We start from the raw sequence: 16,968 nt of genomic DNA, 5'->3' as shown, positions 1-16,968 counted from the left end.
CTCAGAGCGGCGGAACGGCGTCCTTGGCCCGCTGGAGGGCGAGCTCGGGCCACCACGCGCCGCCGTAGGGCGGGACGACGCCGTACACCGGGTCGGTGGAGCCGCCCTCGCCGCGGTCGCACTGGTCGTCGGACATGCCGACCGGCCGCACCCACAGGTACGCGTCCACGAGCGCGCCGCCGGTGCGGGTGGTTGGCCGTACGCCGGCGCCGCGTCCCGGCGGGTTGCACCAGGTCTGTGGGTCCTTGTATTTGCCCTCGGGCGGGGTCCAGCCGCCCTTGCCGTTCCTGCTCGTGTCGATCACGAAGTGGGGGAGCCCGGCCGTCCCCGCGTCCGTTCCGGCGTCGGCGCAGGCGCGGCCGCGGTTCGACGACTTGGTCTTCACGCAGGCGGCGAGGCGGGTGCCGTACGAGACGAGCCGGTCGGTCTTCTGATATCCGGAGACGTTGAGGTAGAAGCCGTCCGCGTCGGCGATCCCGGCGTCGACCAGCCGGGTGGCGGTGACCTCCGGCGACGGCCAGCCCTCCAGGCTGCCGTCGAGGTAGACCGCGGTGTTCGGCAGCGCGCCGAGCCGCTTGACCGCCGAGGCGAGCATGCGCAGCCTGGCGCGCTGGTCGGCCGCGTCGCCCAGCGAGCAGTCCGGCGAGCCCGGCAACTCCGCGAGGCTGTTGGGCTCCAGCACGAACACCGCCTTGCGGTCGCCGACCGCCGACGCGAGCGCGTCGATCCAGGCGAGGTAGTCGTCCGAGTCCGCCGCGCCGCCGTCCTCGTTGCACGCGCGCAGCGGAATGTGGTCGGTGACGAAGACCGGCACCGCGTCCTGCCGCGCCGCGGCCTCCAGTGTGGCGCTCGCCGCATGGGCGGCCTCGCCCGCGTTTGTCTGGCCGAGCCACACGGCCCTGGGCACCGCGGCCAGCTTCCGCATCATCGCGGCGTCGCCGGCCCGCCCCGCCGCCTGCCAGAGGTCCGCCTGGTGCGCCTCGTCGCCGGTCGGGCTCGCGTAGAGCCGCACTGCCTGCCCGCGCAGCGGGTTGCCGCCGGAGGCGCTCGCGGTGGTGCGCGCCGGCGGCTTCGGGGACGGCTCGGGGTCCCCGGACGACGCCACCTGGACGGCGACGACCACGCCCGCCGTGACCAGGATGGCGGTGGCGGCGGCGGCGATCCCCACACCCGCCCGGGAACGACGGCCCGTCCCGCCCGCCACGGCCGTAGGCGCTTCTTGCACGCTTACGGGCGCGGGCTCGATCGGCTCGTGGCCGGTCAGCATCTCGACCAGCCGCTGCGCGGTGGGGCGGTGGGCCGGGTCCTTCGCCAGCGCCAGGTCGACGATCGACCGCAGCCGGGGGTCGAGGCCCGAGATGTGCGGGGGTTCGTGCAGCACCCGGTAGAGGATGCTCGGAATCGACCCGCCGCTGAACGGCGCCCGGCCCGAGGCGGTGTACGCCACCAGGGCGCCCCAGGCGAAGATGTCGGACGCCGGGGTCAGCCGGTCGCCCTTCGCCTGCTCGGGCGACATGAAGGACGGCGTTCCCGCGACGATGCCGCTGAGGTCCGCGGTGGTGTCGGTGACCTGGGCGATGCCGAAGTCGATGACCTTGGGGCCGACCGGCGACAGCAGCACGTTCGACGGCTTGAGGTCGCGGTGGATCACCCCGGCGCTGTGGATCGCCTGCAGCGCCACGGCCACGTTGACCGCGACCGCCTCCAGGCTCGACCCCGACAACGGCCCACGCTCCCGCACGACCTCCTGCAGCGTGGGCCCGGGGACGTACTCGGTGGCGAGGTAGGCGACGTCGCCGTCCAGCCCCGCGCCGAGGACGGCGGCGGTGCAGAAGCGGGCGACCCGCTGCGCGGCGGCGACCTCGCGCTGGAACCGGCGCCGGAAGTCGGGGTCGGCCGCCCACTGCGGGTGGATCACCTTGACCGCCGCGTCGCGGCCCTCGGCGTCCCGGCCGAGGTAGACCGTGCCCATGCCGCCCTGGCCGAGCTTGCCGAGGATGCGGAACGGCCCGATCTGCCGGGGATCGCCGTCCCGCGGTCCTTCGCCCTCCGCGCCGCTCGTCATGCTCTCCCCGCTCGCCGGTTACCGCGTGATCCTAACCACGCGATCCCCGGCCGACCAGGCGCGGTACAGCGAGCGTCAAGAGCTTTGAAAGCGCCCCGGGACAAGCTGCCCACAACAACGAAGAAAGGACCCCAGCCATGACCCTCACCCGCTCCCTGGCAGGCATCACGCTCGCGGCCGGCATCCTGGCCCTCGCCCCGCTCGCCACCGCCACCGCCGCCCACGCCGCCGCCCCCAAGCCCTGGGGCCCCTACTACGCGGCCGGGTCGAAGGCCAAGGTGAGCGGCTCGCTGACCGCCGCGGCCAAGGACGACCCGAGCCTGCCCGCGCCGTACGTCAAGGTCGCCGGCAGCGTCACCAGCCTGACCCACAAGGCGTCCACCTGCGGCTGGGCCCTGTTCCGCGTCAGCTACTTCGACGCCGCCAAGCAGCCGCACCTGGCCTACCGCAACTACCGCACCTGCTCGTACGGCGCGAAGGTGAAGTTCGCCTTCACCGTCAAGAACGTCGGCGAGGTCGAGCTCAAGGTCTGCTCCGAGACCAAGGCCGCCAAGCCGTCCATCAACTGCCAGTACGCCGGCACCTGGAAGACGCTCTACGCCTACTACAACCAGGGCAACTAGACACTCCCTAGGGTCGGGGAGTCGTCCACAGGGGGTGTGCGGGGTGCCGCCCGAACGGGCGGATCTCCTATCGTTAGGACATGCCTCGATTCCGCTCGATCCTCGACACCATGCCGGCCTACAAGCCGGGAAAGGCCGTGGTCTCCCCGGACGGCCGGTCCTACAAGCTGTCCTCCAACGAGAGCCCCTTCGGACCCCTGCCGTCGGTGGTGGAGGCGATCGCGCGGGCGGCAACGGAGGTCCACCGCTATCCCGATCCCGGCGCGGTCCGGCTCACCGAGACGCTCGCCGAGCGGTTCGGCGTGCCGTACGACCACGTCGCGCTGGGCGCCGGATCGGTGGCGGTCGCCCAGCAGATCCTGGAGGCGGTCGGCGAGCCCGGCGCCGACGTGCTGTACGCCTGGCGCTCGTTCGAGGCCTACCCGCTGCTGGTCGGCCTCTCGGGCGCCAACGCGATCGAGGTGCCGCTGCGCGATGAGACGCACGACCTCGACGCCATGGCCGACGCCATCACGCCGGAGACGCGCCTGGTCTTCGTGTGCAACCCCAACAACCCGACCGGCACGGTGAACCGGACCGACGAGCTCACGCGGTTCCTCGACCGCGTGCCCGAGAACGTCACCGTCGTCCTCGACGAGGCCTACCGGGAGTACGTCAGGGACGAGGACGTGCCGGACGGTCTCACGCTCTACCGCGACCGCCCCAACGTCGCCGTCCTGCGCACGTTCTCCAAGGCGTACGGCCTGGCGGGGCTGCGGGTCGGCTACCTGATCGGGTACGAGCCGGTGGCCGCCGCCGTCCGCAAGACGCTGCTGCCCTTCGCGGTGAACCACCTCGCCCAGGCCGCCGCGATCGCGTCCCTGCAGGCCGAGGACGAGCTGCAGGAGCGGGTCGAGAGCGTGATCAAGGAGCGCACCCGCGTCAGGGAGGGGCTGCTGTCGCAGGGCTGGACCGTCCCGCCCACCGAGGCCAACTTCGTCTGGCTGCGCCTCGGCGAGCGCACGATGGAGTTCGCCGGGAAGTGCGCGGCCGTGGGCGTCGCCGTACGCCCGTTCGACGGGGAGGGGGCCCGGATCTCCATCGGCGACCGCGAGGCCAACGACGTCTTCCTCGCCGTCGCTGAGGACTTCAGGCGCTGATCGAGATCATCGCAAAGCCGGGGGCCGGGCCGAAGATATTGGCGAATTCAGGTGCCGCGCCTGAAATGTTTCGCGGGCCCGGCCATCGTTTTCCTCTAAAGGGATCTGCCGCGTGAATTGTCCCGGCAGATCCCTTTGTTTTCGGATCAACTCGTAGTTTCACGGTTCGGAGGTTGGCTGGGACGCCGGGACGCGTTCGGGGCCCGCGGGGGTTTCCTCCGCCGCAGGCGTCGCCGTACGGCCCCGGCGCTCGGTGGAGACCACCAGCGCGACCCCCACGACGATCAGGGCTCCCGCCACGAGCATGGCCGCGGTGACCGGTTCGGACAGGACCGCCATGCCGAGGATCACCGCCACCACCGGGTTCACGTACGCGTAGGTGGACACGAGCGAGATCGGCGCGTGGCCGAGCAGCCAGATGTACGAGGTGAAGCCCACCAGGGAGCCCACCAGCACCAGGTAGGCCAGGGCCGCCCACGACTGCCAGCTCACCGCGCCGAGGTGCAGCCGCTCGCCCTGCGAGAGGCCCATGACCAGCAGCGCGCTGCCGCCCACCGCCATCTCGACCGTGCTGGCCACGAAGGGGTTGGCCGGCATCGGGATCCGCGGGGAGATGAACGATCCCACCGACCACGACAGCGATCCCAGCAGCACCACGGTGATGCCCACTCCGTTGCCGGACGCGCCGCCGCCCCGGAGCGAGAGGAAGGCGACTCCGGCGAAGCCCACCAGCACGCCGGCCAGCGTCAGCACGTGCGGCCGGTCCCTGAAGATCGCCCTCAGCACGATCAGCCACAGCGGGGTCGAGGCGACGAGCAGCGCGGCCAGGCCGCTGGAGATGTGCTGCTCGGCCACGGCGACCATGCCGTTGCCTCCGGCGAGGAGCAGGAGCCCGACCAGCGCGGCGCCGCCGAACTGTGCCCGCGTCATCCGGAACGGCACGGCCCTGATGAGCAGGACCGTGCCGAGGACCAGCGCCGCCGTGACGAAACGGAGCCCACCGCTCATCATCGGCGGAAGGGTCTGGATGGCGATCGCGATGCCGAGGTACGTCGAGCCCCACACCACGTACACGGCGGCCAGCGCCAGCCACACCCGTACGTCATGACCGTTTCGTTCCATGAGTCATGACGATAGACCGTTCCTTTCGGACGGTGATTACCGGTTCAGCTTCTCCACGATCAGCCGGTAGAGCTGTCGCGGCCGGCCCGGCTGGGGGGTGCGGTTCGGCGGGAGCGGCCACGCGAGTCCCTCGTCAACCAGCGTGCGCAGCAACCGCCTGGCCGTACGCGGGGTCACCCCGAGCATGCGCCCGGCGCCCTCCGCGTCCACGACCGTGTCCCCACCCTCCAGCTTGGCGGCCAGGCGCGCCAGCACCTCGACCCCCTTGGGCTTGACCGGACCGCCCGGCTGGGGCGGCATCCGGGGCGGCGGCACCAGTGCGCGGCCCTCCCGGTCCACCGCGAAGCCCTGCGGCTGCTTGCCGCCCTGGGTGCGGGCGAGCGCGCCCCTCGCGTGCGTCTCGGCCTCGTGCGTGGTGCGGCCCATCCCCACACCCACCTCGACGGCCAGGCCCAGCTCCTCGCGGATCCTCGCGGCGAACGGCAGCACCCGGAACCCGTCCGTGGCCGTCGCGATCGAGCCCTTCGTCGCCACCACGAGGTAGCTGTGGTCGTCGATCGGCCACACGCTCGCGTTGATCCTGTTGGCCTCCTGCACCAGCAGGCGGTGCAGCGACAGCCGCAGCTCGTCGCGCCAGTAGCGCGGCGCGGCCCGCCGGACCGGCTCGCGCAGCGTCGGCACCTCGACCAGCACGACCGTGAGCTGCGACTCCTCCAGCCGGTGCCGGGCGCCGAGCAGCGCCGCCGTGTGCAGCGCCGTACGGACGGCCGCGGAGGTCGGCCGGATCGGCACCACGGGTACCCCGGCGGCGGTCAGCCGGTCGGCCACGCCCTGGACGCACGTGAGCGCGCCCGTCGTGGCCCCCTGGCGGAACAGCCGTTCGTGGAAGGCCGTGATCGTGCCGACCGGGCCCGGCTCGTCACGGCTGTGCACCTCCGCGGAGGAGAGGTTGAGGTCCGTGTAGGCCTCGTCGATGTCCGGCCGGCCGAGCACATCGAGGCTCACCCGGCGCGGATCGATCCGCTCGTCCAGCGCGGCCCGCGCGATCGCCGCCACGAGCGCGGCCCCGCCGAGCTGCACGTGCGTAGCGGGCATCGTCAGCACGCCTGCCCGCCGGGAGAGCTCGAAAGGCACCGGACTCGCGAACAGGCACGCGTCCACACCCGGACCGAGCCGGGTCACCTTGTCCGCCGCCTCCTGTTCATCCCGGTACGCGGCGGCGACCAGCCGGCAGGGCACCGGGGCAGCCGAGTGCCCCATGAGCATCACCCGCTCGACCAGATCGTGCGACCCCACCACACCGATGGTGAGGTCGGGTGTCACCGTGCCCAGACGTGACCCGCGCGGAGTGTCTTCCGTGCGCTCGACCAATGTTCGTCCCATCCCACGTCGCCCTCGTTGTTGTGGCTTCTCTTTGGAACGATCGCTGGTTAAGGCCGTAATGTCACGCCCAGATTTGCCGGAATACCATTCTGGGTGGTCTCGGCGCTTCCGTAAATCGGAAGGTCCCCGCTGGTCAGGGCATTAGTAAAGGTTTCCGGACTCAGTCCTCGTCCGAAGTGGAAATTTCACGCACCACATCTGCGCCGAGTGCCTGCATACGCTGCGCGAGCGCGGCGTGACCGCGGTCGATGAGATATCCGGACCCGATCGTGGTCTCGCCCTCCGCCGCGAGACCGGCGAGTACGAGCGCGATTCCCGACCGCAGGTCGTGCGCCGTCACCTCGGTGCCGTGCAGCGGCGTCGGACCGTGCACGACCGCCCGGCTGCCCTCGACCTCGACGTTCGCCCCCATCTTGTTCAGCTCGCCCGCGAGCGCGAAGCGGCCGTCGAAGATGCGCTCGTGGATGTAGCTGGAGCCCTCCGCGAGGCAGGCCACGGTCATCAGCGGCGACTGCAGGTCGGTCGCGAAGCCGGGGTAGGTGTCGGTGATGACGTTGATCGGGCGCAGCGGGCGGTTGCGGCGAACCTGGAGCACCGCGCCGTGGTTCTCGAACTCGACGCCCATCTGCTCCAGCTTCCACCGGACCACGCCGAGGTGCTCGAGGGAGGCGCCGACCAGGTTCACCTCGCCACCGGTGATCGCCGCGGCCGTCGCGAACACGCCCGCGTCGAGCCGGTCGGGCATGACCGTGTGCTCGACCGCGGTCAGCTCGTCCACGCCCTCGACCGTGATGAAGCCCGTGCCGCCGCCGCGGATGCGGGCGCCCATCCGGCTCAGCATCGTGATGACGTCGAGCACCTCGGGTTCGAGGGCCGCGTTCTCGATGACGGTGGTGCCCCGCGCCAGCGAGGCAGCCATGATCAGGTTCTCGGTGCCGGTGTGCGACGGGGTGTCGAGGTACAGCGGGGCGCCGATCAGGCCGCCGGCCTTGATGTGGATGACGGCCTCGCCCTCGTCCACCATCGCGCCCAGGCGCTTGTAGCCCAGGTAGTGGAAGTCGAGGTTGCGGCTGCCGAGGTTGCATCCGCCGATGCCCTCGATGATCGCCTCGCCGAGGCGGTGGAGCAGAGCGGGGACGAACAGCACCGATCCCCGGAACCGGCGGGCGATCTCCGCGGGCAGGACCGGGCTGGTCAGGCGGGAGGCGTCGATGACGAGCGTCCGCTCGCTCTCGTGGAACTCCACCTTTGCGCCCACGGCCTGGGCGAGCTCGACCGCCCGGCGCACGTCCTCGATGACGGGCACGTTGCGGAGCACCGTGCGGCCCTCGGCCGCGAGCAGCGCCGCCCCGATCATGGGCAGTACGGCGTTCTTCGCGCCCTGGATGAAGGCGGTTCCACGCAGTACGTTGCCACCGCGCACGCGGTAACGGACCATGAATTGCTCCTATTTCGGGGGAAGGGTGGGGGACTCCCGTCAGCCGGCAGCCGAGTCGTCGGCGAGGACGATCGGCCTAGGGTAGCCGCTGTCCCGGGAGTTTCGGGGAGGAACTACCCCCAGAACACATGGGGGAACAGGTCTCTTGAGACTACTTGTGTGACCTGTGTGATTCAGCCGCGGAAGCGCTCGCCGGTGAGCCGCTCGTACGCCTCGACGTAGCGGCTGCGGGTGCGCTCGACGATCTCGTCGGGCAGCGGCGGGGGCGCCTCGCCGGACGACCTGTCCCAGCCCGACTCGGGGGACAGCAGCCAGTCCCTGACGAACTGCTTGTCGAACGACGGCTGGGAGTGGCCCGGCTCCCACTGGTCCAGCGGCCAGAAGCGGGAGGAGTCGGGCGTCAGCACCTCGTCGCCCAGCGTCAGCACGCCGTCGGCGTCCCAGCCCAGCTCGATCTTCGTGTCGGCCAGGATGATGCCACGTTCCAAAGCGATCTCAGCCCCGCGGCTGTAGACGTCGAGGGTGATCCGGCGCAGCCGCTCGGCCACGTCCTCGCCCACCTCCGCCGAGACCTCCTCGTACGTCATGGGCTCGTCGTGCTCGCCCATGGGGGCCTTGGACGACGGCGTGAAGATCGGCTCGGGCAGCCGGGATCCGTCGGTGAGCCCCTCCGGGAGCCGTACGCCGGAGACGACGCCCTCCCTGCGGTAGTCGACGAGGCCGGAGCCGGTGAGGTAGCCGCGGGCGACGCACTCCACCGGCACCATCCGCAGTCTGCGGCACAGCACTCCGCGGCCGGCGAACTCCGCCGGGACGTCGGCCGAGACCACGTGGTTGGGGACGACGTCCTTGAGCTGCTCGAACCACCACAGCGACAGCCGGGTGAGGATCTCCCCCTTGTCGGGGATGCCTGGTTCGAGCACGTAGTCGAAGGCCGAGATGCGGTCGGACGCGACCATCAGCAGCAGCCCGTCGGGGGTCTCGTAGAGGTCGCGTACCTTGCCGGAGTGCAGGTGCTTCACCGTTCCATCTTCCCAGCTCTCCCGTGCGCCTGGAGCAGGGGCGGCGCAGGGGGAGAGCATGGGAGAGCCGGGCGTCAGGAGGAGGCGGCGGCCAGGGCGATGTCGGAGCGGTGGTGGGAGCCCCGCATCGTGATCTGCTCCAGCGCCTCGTAGACCCGGGCCCTGGCCTGGGCGACGTCGGCGCCCGTGCCGACCACGTTGAGCACCCGCCCGCCGTTCGACACCAGCCGGTTGTCCTCGTCGAGGGTCGTGCCCGCGTGCAGCGCGTACGCGCCCTCGACCGTCACAGGGAGCCCCGCGATCGGGTCGCCCTTCACCGGGTCGGCCGGGTAGTTCTCCGCGGCGAGCACCACGGTCACGGCGGCGCCGTCACGCCACCGCAGCGGCGGGTGCCCGGCGAGCGTGCCGGTCGCGCACGCGAGCAGCAGCTCTCCCAGGGGGCTCTCCAGCCGGTCGAGCACGACCTGGGTCTCCGGGTCGCCGAACCGCGCGTTGAACTCGATCACCCGGGGGCCGTCCGCGGTCAGCGCCAGTCCGGCGTACAGCACTCCCGTGTACGGCGTGCCGCGCCGCGCCATCTCGGCCACGGTCGGGCGCACGATCTCGGCCAACACCCGCTCGGAGAGCTCGTCAGGCGCCCAGGTCAGCGGGGTGTAGGCCCCCATGCCGCCGGTGTTGGGGCCCTTGTCGCCGTCGTAGGCCCGCTTGAAGTCCTGGGCCGGCTGCAGCGCCACCGCGCTCGTCCCGTCGCACAGCGCGAACAGCGACACCTCGGGACCGGCGAGGTATTCCTCGATGACGACCCGGCCGCACGCCTTGGCGTGCTCCAGGGCCTCCTCGCGGCTGTCGGTCACGACCACGCCCTTGCCCGCGGCAAGGCCGTCGTCCTTCACGACGTACGGCGCGCCGAACGCGTCGAGCGCCGCCGCGGCCTCCTCCTCCGTGGTGCAGGTGTAGGCGCGAGCGGTCGGCACTCCGGCGGCGGTCATCACGTCCTTCGCGAACGCCTTGGACCCCTCGATCCGCGCCGCCTCCGCCGACGGGCCGAAACAGGCGATCCCGGCATCCCTGACCGCGTCGGCGACGCCGGCGACCAGTGGCGCCTCGGGGCCGATCACGACGAGGTCGGCGCCCAGCCGCTCGGCGAGCGCGGTCACGGCCGCGCCGTCGGTCGGCGTGACCTGGTGCAGGGTGGCCACGTCGGCGATCCCGGCGTTGCCGGGGGCGCAGTGAACCTCTACGACGGCGGGGTCGAGCCGCAGGGCCCGGCACAGAGCGTGCTCGCGACCCCCGGAACCGATGACAAGAACGCGCACCCGACCATTGTCGCAGCGTCCGGCCGCCGCCCGTTCTCAGGCGGTGGGCGAGGCCTACTTCGGCGCGATGAGGAGTCCCTATCCGTACGCCGGGGCGTCTTCCGCCGGCTGACGGAGCCAAGCGTGCGCACGTGCTCGTTTAGGTGGGGATACACACCGATGGCTATTTTGTTCGGGTTGTTTTTGGCAAGAAGTGCATGATCGGTGGGACTTGACGCGGGTAACCTGGAACAGGTGTCCAACGGCTGTGTGGTAGGTTAGACAGGCTTCGCGCTGTCTCGTGGCGATTGGAGGTGGTCTGGGATGAATTCTGGTGATCCCGTCAGTACGTGCTCGCGCACGTACGTCGTGCGCACTCCCGACCACTCCGAAACTGAAGCCCGAGGGGCAGCTCACGCCTGTAAGAAGGGGTGACATCACGTCGCGCGTAGGGCGTGCCGGCTCGGGCGGGAAGGGACCGCCATGCGCTCCTCTCTGCTCTTTCCCCGCATCAACAGGCACACCCGCATCATGTCCACGCACCTCAGCGCCGCGTCGATGAACGCGGAGCCGGTCGTCCGCTGCGTGCCACCGAGTAACTCCCTCGTCGAGTTCGGCGCCTACGTCGGCGGCAAGAAGATCGACGCCGACGGCATCCCCGAGGCCGTGCGCCTGGTCCGCGAGCACAACGAGGCCAACGAGGTGCCCGACGCGTACGTCTGGGTCGGTCTGCACGAGCCCGCCGCGCCCGAGGTCGAGTGGCTCGCCGACGTGTTCGGCCTGCACCCGCTGGCCGTCGAGGACGCCATCAAGGCCCACCAGCGGCCCAAGGTCGAGCGGTACGGCGACTCGCTGTTCGTGGTGCTCAAGACCGTCGCGTTCCTCGACCACGAGGTGTCGACGGCGAGCAGCGAGATCATCGGCACCGGCGAGATCATGGTGTTCGTCGGGCCCGACTTCGTCGTGACCGTACGGCACGGGCGGCACTGTCCCCTCGGCGACGTCCGCGAGAAGCTGGAGTCGAAGTCCAAGCTGATCGGCCGCGGCCCGACGGGCGTCCTCCACGCCATCGCCGACCACGTCGTGGACAAGTACCTGCAGGTCGCCGACCTCATGCAGGCCGAGCTCGAAGAGGTCGAGGCGGCCGTCTTCGCGGAGGTCAGCTCCCGCGACATCAACAGGATCTACCAGCTCAAGCGCGAGATGCTGGAGCTCAAGCGGGCCGTCGGACCGCTCCAGACCCCCTTCAACGCCCTTCCCCAGCGGCGCAGCATCCCCTCCGAGATGCGTGAGTACTTCCGCGACGTCGGCGACCACCTGTCCCGCGTGTGCGAGCAGGTCCAGGCGTCCAACGAGCTGTCCGACTCGATCCTCCAGGCCGCGCTGGCGCGCTCCAACGCCCTCGCCAACGAGGACATGCGCAAGATCTCCTCCTGGGTGGCGATCATCTCGGTCCCCACGATGATCGCCGGCATCTACGGTATGAACTTTCACAACATGCCGGAGATCGATTCCGTCTGGGGCTATCCCGTCGTGATCGGCGTGATGGTCGTCGCCTGCACGCTCCTGCACCGGGCCTTCCGCCGCAACGGCTGGCTCTGACCGCCCTTCCCCCCGGGACGCCGCCCCACGCGCGTCCCGGAGGGCGTCTCCTCCCCTCCAGGACGCGTGTGCCGGATCAGATCGCGACGTTCACGGGTTCCGTGATCGGTTTCCTTCCTCAGGAGTCGGTCTCGGCGGTACGACGACACACCCCCTCGGAATGTGAGGCGACGCCGGGACCTCACAGTTGGGTGGGCTGTCTCGTCGGACCGAGTGAGGACGGATGCGACCAAGGGAGCCGGCGACACCATGACCAACCCATCCGGGCCGGGACACGGCCGGCTCGACCCGAGCCTGAGTGTGATCATGAGCGAGCGGCGTCGGCTGATCAATCTCGCCTACCGGCTTCTCGGCTCCCTGGCCGACGCCGAGGACGTCGTGCAGGAGACCTATGTCCGCTGGTACGCCATGTCGCGGGAGCGGCAGGAGGCCGTCGAGTCCCCCGGCGGCTGGCTGACGACGGTCGCCAGCCGCATCTGCCTCGACCTGCTCGGCTCTGCGCGGGCCCGGCGGGAGCGCTACGTGGGCGAATGGATCCCCGAGCCGCTGCCCGAACCCGCGGAGTGGATCGACGGGCGGCCGGGCGGTGCCACGGTCGATCCGGCCGATCGAGTCACCCTGGATGAGTCGGTCAGCATGGCCTTCCTCGTCGTGCTCGACTCGATGACCCCGGCCGAGCGCGTCGCGTTCGTCCTGCACGACGTCTTCCGCTACTCCTTCGCCGAGGTGGCCGAGATCGTCGGCCGCACTCCCGCGGCGTGCCGCCAGCTGGCCTCCTCCGCCCGCCGCCGCATCCGCGACTCACAGGCCCCTGCGACCCCGGTGGCCCGGCGCGCCGGCATCGTGAGGGACTTCAAGCAGGCGTGGGAAGCCAAGGACATCGACGCCCTCATCGGCCTTCTCGCCCCCGACGCCACGGCGACCGGCGACGGCGGCGGACTCGCCGGCGCCGCGCTCCACCCGGTCGAAGGCGCCGAGCAGATCGCACGCTTCTTCGCGGACCGGGCCAGTGCGGTGCACGGCGTGACGATCCTGGAGTGCGCGGTCAACGGCCAGCCCGGTCTGATCGCTCAGCAGGACGGCGTCACCGTATCGGTGATGGCGTTCGACGTCGCGGGCGACCGGATCACGCACATCTGGGCAGTGCTCAACCCCGACAAGCTCCGGCCTTGGACGACGGGCTGACAACCGTGGCATCCGTTCGGTCGCGGGATCCGGACGCGTACGCTTCGTGACCGGAATCATGAGCAATCAGTCATTGCGATATGTCAGATGATGTTGTTAGGTGGGGGGAGCGGGCCGCTCGACACATCGACCGTTTCCACTCTCGCAGGAGCGTGTCATGACAGAGGCGACACCCCGGCTGGCGACTTATCCCCTCGCTCGGGAACGTGCCTTCGATCCACCGGACGAACTGGCACGCCGCCGCGCCGAGGCGCCGATCCAGCGGATGACGTACGCGGACGGGCACGAGGGCTGGCTGGTGACGGGGTATGCGGAGTCGCGGGCCATTCTGGCCGACAACCGCTTCAGCAGCCGCCCCGAACTGCTGCACTCGCCGATCCCCCAGCGCGGGGAGTTCCGCCGTGAGCCGCTGACGCCGGGGTTCTTCATCCGCATGGATCCCCCCGCGCACACCCGCTACCGCCGCCTCCTGACCGGGCAGTTCACGGTACGGCGGATGAAGCAGCTCGAACCGAGGATCCAGGAGATCACCGAGAGCCGCCTCGACGCGATGGAGCGCGAGGGTGCCCCCGCCGACCTCGTCGAGTCCTTCGCACTGCCCATCCCCTCGCTGGTGATCTGCGAACTGCTCGGCGTGCCGTACGAGGACCGGGAGAAGTTCCAGCGCGACTCCGCGGTGCTGCTGAACCTGGACTCGTCGATCGAGGACGTCCGGGCGGCGGTGCAGGACCTGTACTCCTACCTGCACGGTCTCGTCACGATGAAGGCGAAGGAACCCGCCGACGACATGCTGAGCGGTCTGGTCGCGGGCGGGGAGCTGACGACCGAGGAGCTCGGCGGCATCGGGCTGCTGCTGCTCATCGCGGGGCACGAGACGACCGCCAACATGCTCGGCCTCGGCACGTTCGCGCTGCTGACGAACCCCGAACAGCTCGCCGTCGTGCGGGACGACCCGGCCGCCGTCGAGAATGCGGTGGAGGAACTGCTGCGCTACCTCAGCATCGTGCACATCGGGCCGACCCGTACGGCCCTGGAGGACGTGGAGGTCGGCGGCGCCCTGATCAGGGCCGGCGAGTCGGTGACGCTGTCCATCGCGGCGGCGAACCGGGATCCCGGGCGGTTCGAGGGTGGCGACGCCCTCGACGTGGCCCGGCCGGCGCACGGGCACTTGAGCTTCGGGCACGGCATCCACCAGTGCCTGGGCCAGCAGCTCGCCCGGATCGAGATGCGCATCGCCTATCCCGCCCTGCTGCGCCGCTTCCCCAACCTGCGCCTGGCCGTGCCGGCGCGGGATGTGCCGCTGCGGTCCAACATGGCAATCTACGGTGTGCACCGCCTGCCGGTGCTGTGGTGAGGAAAACCGCTGGGGGAACGATGAAGATCAAGGCGGACACCGGCCGGTGTGTCGGTGCGGGGATGTGCGTGCTCACGCTGCCCGAGGTGTTCGACCAGAGCGAGGACGACGGAACGGTCGTGGTGCTCGACGCCGAGCCGGCGGCCGCCCTCGCGCCCGCCGTGAGCAGGGCCGTCCAGCTCTGCCCGTCCGGCGCGCTGTCCGTGGAGGAGTGAAGCCCGTACGGGCCGTGCCGGCGACACACCGGCCCGGGTGACGCTCAGCTACTTGACGGGCACGGTCCGATGGGCTTGGCTGGTAAACGGCTGTTCAAGCCATTCTTGTGGGTGACCCTGGAGCTCCGCCTCGGTGGTTGAAGCAACCGCCTTCGGGCGGGGCTCCTCCCATATGTGTCAGGCTCCCACCGGGCGGAGCGGAGTCACCGGGTCGGGCAGCCGCAGGCCGCGGGCCTTCCAGAGGCGGCGCATGCGGTCGGGGTAGTCGGTGACGATGCCGGCCACCCCCATGTCGATCAGCCGGGCGGCCTCGTCTGGCTCGTTGACCGTCCACACCACGACCGGCAGGCCCTGCCGGGCCGCCCCGGTCATCAGCGCCTCATCGACGAGCACGCGGTCGGGGGACAGCGTCGTCGCCCCCACGGCCGCGGCCGCCGCCGCGAGGTCGCCGCCGACCTCGCCGAGGCGGACGCCGTTCATCCAGGCAGGGGTCATCGTGTCGCGCTCGACCAGGGCGTACCGCCGCTCGACCAGCGGCTTGGCGATCTCCAGGATGCGCCAGTCGAAGCTGAGCAGGGCCGCCCTCGACAACCGGTCGTGCCGGTCGAGCTCGTGGACGACATCCTCCACGAAGCGGCGGGGGTCGGCGCACAGGTCGGGACGGGTGGGGTCGGACTTCAGCTCCACGTGGAGGCGCACGTGGTCGGCGCCGAGGGCGCCGATCAGGCCGAGCACCGCCCCGAGCGTCGGCATCCGGGTGTCCGGCAGCGGCACCTGCGTGAGCGCGAAGCGGTCGTCCGGCCGCTCCGGCAGCCGTACGCCGACGTCGAGGGTGCGCAGCTGCGGCAGCGTGAGCGCGATGATCGGCTTGCCGACGTAGGGGAACATCTCGTCCCCCGGAACGGCCATGCCCGTGTCGGCACTGGTCACCGCGGACACGTGCAGGTCGTGGGTGAGCACGAGCTGCCCGTCCGCGGACATGGCGACGTCGAACTCGAGTGTGTCGACCCCCAGCTCCAGCGCGAAGGCCAGGCCGGGCAGGGTGTTCTCGGGCCTCAGGCCCCGCGCTCCACGGTGCCCGTGCAGCTCAACGTATCCATGCACAGCGGCGTACCCTACCGCCTCGCCCGTCCGCGGCCCGGAACCCTCCGGTTCCGGGCGCGTACGCCACAAATCATCAGATGAGGGAACGGATCTGGATGGTCTGGGTGCGGCCCGGGCCGACGCCGATGGCCGAGATCGGGGCGCCGCTCATCTCCTCCAGCGCCTTGACGTACGCCTGCGCGTTCGGCGGCAGGTCCTCGAACGTCTTGGCGCTGGTGATGTCCTCCTGCCAGCCGGGCAGCTCCTCGTAGACCGGCTTGGCGTGGTGGAACTCGGTCTGCGTCATGGGGATCTCGTCGTGGCGGACGCCGTCGACGTCGTACGCCACGCAGACCGGGATCCGCTCCAGCCCGGACAGCACGTCGAGCTTGGTCAGGAAGAAGTCGGTCACGCCGTTGATCCGGGTGGCGTAGCGCGCGATGACCGCGTCGAACCAGCCGCAGCGGCGGTTGCGGCCGGTGGTCACGCCGTACTCGCCGCCGGTCTGGCGCAGCCAGTCGCCCTGCTCGTCCAGCAACTCCGTCGGGAACGGCCCCGATCCCACGCGCGTGGTGTACGCCTTGAGGATGCCGATGATCCTGGTCAGGCGGGTCGGCGGGATGCCGGAACCGGCGCAGGCGCCGCCCGAGGTGGGGGAGCTGGAGGTCACGAAGGGGTAGGTGCCGTGGTCGATGTCGAGCAGCGTGCCCTGCCCGCCCTCCAGCAGGACGACCTTGTCCTGGTCGAGCGCCCGCGAGAGCACCAGCGAGGTGTCGGCGATGTGGGGGCGCAGCCGCTCGGCGTAGCCGAGGTACTCCTCAAGCACCTTCGCCGGGTCGAGCCCCCGCCGGTTGTAGATCTTGGTGAGGGTCTGGTTCTTCTCGCCCACCGCGGCCTCGATCTTCTTGCCGAGGATGCCGGGGTCGAGCAGGTCCTGGACCCGGATGCCCATGCGGTAGATCTTGTCGCCGTACGCAGGGCCGATGCCGCGGCCGGTCGTGCCGATCTTGGCCTTGCCGAGGAAACGCTCGCTGACCTTGTCGATGGCCTTGTGCTGGGGCATGATCAGGTGCGCGTTGGCCGAGATCAGCAGCCGGTCGCAGGAGATGCCCCGCTCGGCCAGCCCGTCGATCTCGCTGAGCAGCACGCCCGGGTCGACGACCACGCCGTTGCCGATCACCGGCACCACGTCGGGCGACAGCACACCCGTCGGCAGCAGGTGCAACGCGTACTTCTGGTCGCCGATGACGACGGTGTGACCCGCGTTGTTGCCACCCTGGTAGCGAACGACGTAGTCGACGTCACCACCCAGCAGGTCGGTGGCCTTCCCCTTGCCCTCATCGCCCCACTGGGCGCCAACGAGAACGACAGCCGGCATGGTCTAACTCCCGCACCAAGACGAAAGCCCCTGACGCAAGCGCGGCAGGGGCCTCTTGCACACA

14 protein-coding genes are annotated in these 16,968 nt (G+C 70.7%); 6 read left to right on the top strand and 8 right to left on the bottom strand.

Annotation, left to right across the window (positions count from 1 at the left end; genetic code table 11):
* Position 1: 1 nt before the first annotated feature.
* Complete coding sequence (locus tag ACQEVJ_RS43270; protein WP_433111052.1) at positions 2-2,065, bottom strand: glycoside hydrolase family 6 protein; 2,064 nt, start codon at positions 2,063-2,065, stop codon at positions 2-4.
* A gap of 137 nt (positions 2,066-2,202) precedes the next feature.
* Between ACQEVJ_RS43270 and ACQEVJ_RS43265 the strand changes: the two genes are divergently transcribed.
* Positions 2,203-2,688 (top strand): hypothetical protein, encoded by a 486-nt coding sequence (locus ACQEVJ_RS43265; protein ID WP_433111050.1) that lies wholly within the window; start codon positions 2,203-2,205, stop codon positions 2,686-2,688.
* Positions 2,689-2,768: 80 nt separating this feature from the next.
* Positions 2,769-3,827: a histidinol-phosphate transaminase gene (gene hisC / locus ACQEVJ_RS43260; RefSeq protein WP_433111048.1), complete on the top strand. Its 1,059-nt coding sequence runs from the start codon at positions 2,769-2,771 to the stop codon at positions 3,825-3,827.
* 159 nt (positions 3,828-3,986) lie between these two features.
* On the opposite strand, the gene ACQEVJ_RS43255 is transcribed toward hisC, so the two are convergent.
* From ACQEVJ_RS43255 to purD, 5 genes are all read right to left on the bottom strand, one after another.
* Complete coding sequence (locus ACQEVJ_RS43255; protein ID WP_433111046.1) at positions 3,987-4,949, bottom strand: EamA family transporter; 963 nt, start codon at positions 4,947-4,949, stop codon at positions 3,987-3,989.
* 36 nt (positions 4,950-4,985) lie between these two features.
* Entirely contained in the window at positions 4,986-6,230 is a 1,245-nt protein-coding gene (locus ACQEVJ_RS43250; protein WP_433113277.1) for a transcriptional regulator, read from the bottom strand.
* Positions 6,231-6,492: 262 nt separating this feature from the next.
* A complete protein-coding gene (murA, locus tag ACQEVJ_RS43245) occupies positions 6,493-7,770 on the bottom strand; it encodes a UDP-N-acetylglucosamine 1-carboxyvinyltransferase (protein WP_433111044.1) in 1,278 nt (425 codons plus the stop codon).
* A gap of 173 nt (positions 7,771-7,943) precedes the next feature.
* Complete coding sequence (locus ACQEVJ_RS43240) at positions 7,944-8,792, bottom strand: phosphoribosylaminoimidazolesuccinocarboxamide synthase (protein WP_433111042.1); 849 nt, start codon at positions 8,790-8,792, stop codon at positions 7,944-7,946.
* 74 nt (positions 8,793-8,866) lie between these two features.
* A complete protein-coding gene (gene purD, locus ACQEVJ_RS43235; RefSeq protein ID WP_433111040.1) occupies positions 8,867-10,108 on the bottom strand; it encodes a phosphoribosylamine--glycine ligase in 1,242 nt (413 codons plus the stop codon).
* Positions 10,109-10,570: 462 nt separating this feature from the next.
* On the opposite strand from purD, the gene ACQEVJ_RS43230 reads away from it, so the two are divergent.
* The 4 genes from ACQEVJ_RS43230 (at position 10,571) to ACQEVJ_RS43215 (ending at position 14,443) form a co-directional block, all read left to right on the top strand.
* Complete coding sequence (locus ACQEVJ_RS43230) at positions 10,571-11,689, top strand: magnesium and cobalt transport protein CorA (RefSeq protein WP_433111038.1); 1,119 nt, start codon at positions 10,571-10,573, stop codon at positions 11,687-11,689.
* Between the two features lie 249 nt (positions 11,690-11,938).
* A complete protein-coding gene (sigJ, locus tag ACQEVJ_RS43225) occupies positions 11,939-12,874 on the top strand; it encodes an RNA polymerase sigma factor SigJ (protein ID WP_433111036.1) in 936 nt (311 codons plus the stop codon).
* A 157-nt stretch (positions 12,875-13,031) separates the two neighbouring features.
* Entirely contained in the window at positions 13,032-14,228 is a 1,197-nt protein-coding gene (locus ACQEVJ_RS43220; protein ID WP_433111034.1) for a cytochrome P450, read from the top strand.
* 20 nt (positions 14,229-14,248) lie between these two features.
* On the top strand, positions 14,249-14,443 hold the full coding sequence (locus ACQEVJ_RS43215; RefSeq protein ID WP_433111032.1) for a ferredoxin: 195 nt from the start codon (positions 14,249-14,251) through the stop codon (positions 14,441-14,443).
* Between the two features lie 177 nt (positions 14,444-14,620).
* Here ACQEVJ_RS43215 and ACQEVJ_RS43210 read toward each other — a convergent pair whose 3' ends face one another.
* Positions 14,621-15,547 (bottom strand): glycerophosphodiester phosphodiesterase family protein, encoded by a 927-nt coding sequence (locus tag ACQEVJ_RS43210; RefSeq protein ID WP_433111030.1) that lies wholly within the window; start codon positions 15,545-15,547, stop codon positions 14,621-14,623.
* A 73-nt stretch (positions 15,548-15,620) separates the two neighbouring features.
* Complete coding sequence (locus ACQEVJ_RS43205; RefSeq protein ID WP_433111028.1) at positions 15,621-16,904, bottom strand: adenylosuccinate synthase; 1,284 nt, start codon at positions 16,902-16,904, stop codon at positions 15,621-15,623.
* Between the last annotated feature and the right edge of the window lie 64 nt (positions 16,905-16,968).

The organism is Microbispora sp. CA-102843, from assembly GCF_050936215.1.
GTDB lineage: Bacteria > Actinomycetota > Actinomycetes > Streptosporangiales > Streptosporangiaceae > Microbispora.
This window is presented reverse-complemented; position numbering and strand designations above follow the sequence as displayed.

Excerpts from the sequence above, each read along its gene's own strand:
- ACQEVJ_RS43270 (WP_433111052.1), bottom strand. The coding sequence starts at position 2,065 with ATGACGAGCGGCGCGGAGGGCGAAGGACCGCGGGACGGCGATCCCCGG.
- ACQEVJ_RS43265 (WP_433111050.1), top strand. The coding sequence starts at position 2,203 with ATGACCCTCACCCGCTCCCTGGCAGGCATCACGCTCGCGGCCGGCATC.
- hisC (WP_433111048.1), top strand. The coding sequence starts at position 2,769 with ATGCCTCGATTCCGCTCGATCCTCGACACCATGCCGGCCTACAAGCCG.
- ACQEVJ_RS43255 (WP_433111046.1), bottom strand. The coding sequence starts at position 4,949 with ATGGAACGAAACGGTCATGACGTACGGGTGTGGCTGGCGCTGGCCGCC.
- murA (WP_433111044.1), bottom strand. The coding sequence starts at position 7,770 with ATGGTCCGTTACCGCGTGCGCGGTGGCAACGTACTGCGTGGAACCGCC.
- ACQEVJ_RS43230 (WP_433111038.1), top strand. The coding sequence starts at position 10,571 with ATGCGCTCCTCTCTGCTCTTTCCCCGCATCAACAGGCACACCCGCATC.
- sigJ (WP_433111036.1), top strand. The coding sequence starts at position 11,939 with ATGACCAACCCATCCGGGCCGGGACACGGCCGGCTCGACCCGAGCCTG.
- ACQEVJ_RS43220 (WP_433111034.1), top strand. The coding sequence starts at position 13,032 with ATGACAGAGGCGACACCCCGGCTGGCGACTTATCCCCTCGCTCGGGAA.
- ACQEVJ_RS43215 (WP_433111032.1), top strand. The coding sequence starts at position 14,249 with ATGAAGATCAAGGCGGACACCGGCCGGTGTGTCGGTGCGGGGATGTGC.
- ACQEVJ_RS43205 (WP_433111028.1), bottom strand. The coding sequence starts at position 16,904 with ATGCCGGCTGTCGTTCTCGTTGGCGCCCAGTGGGGCGATGAGGGCAAG.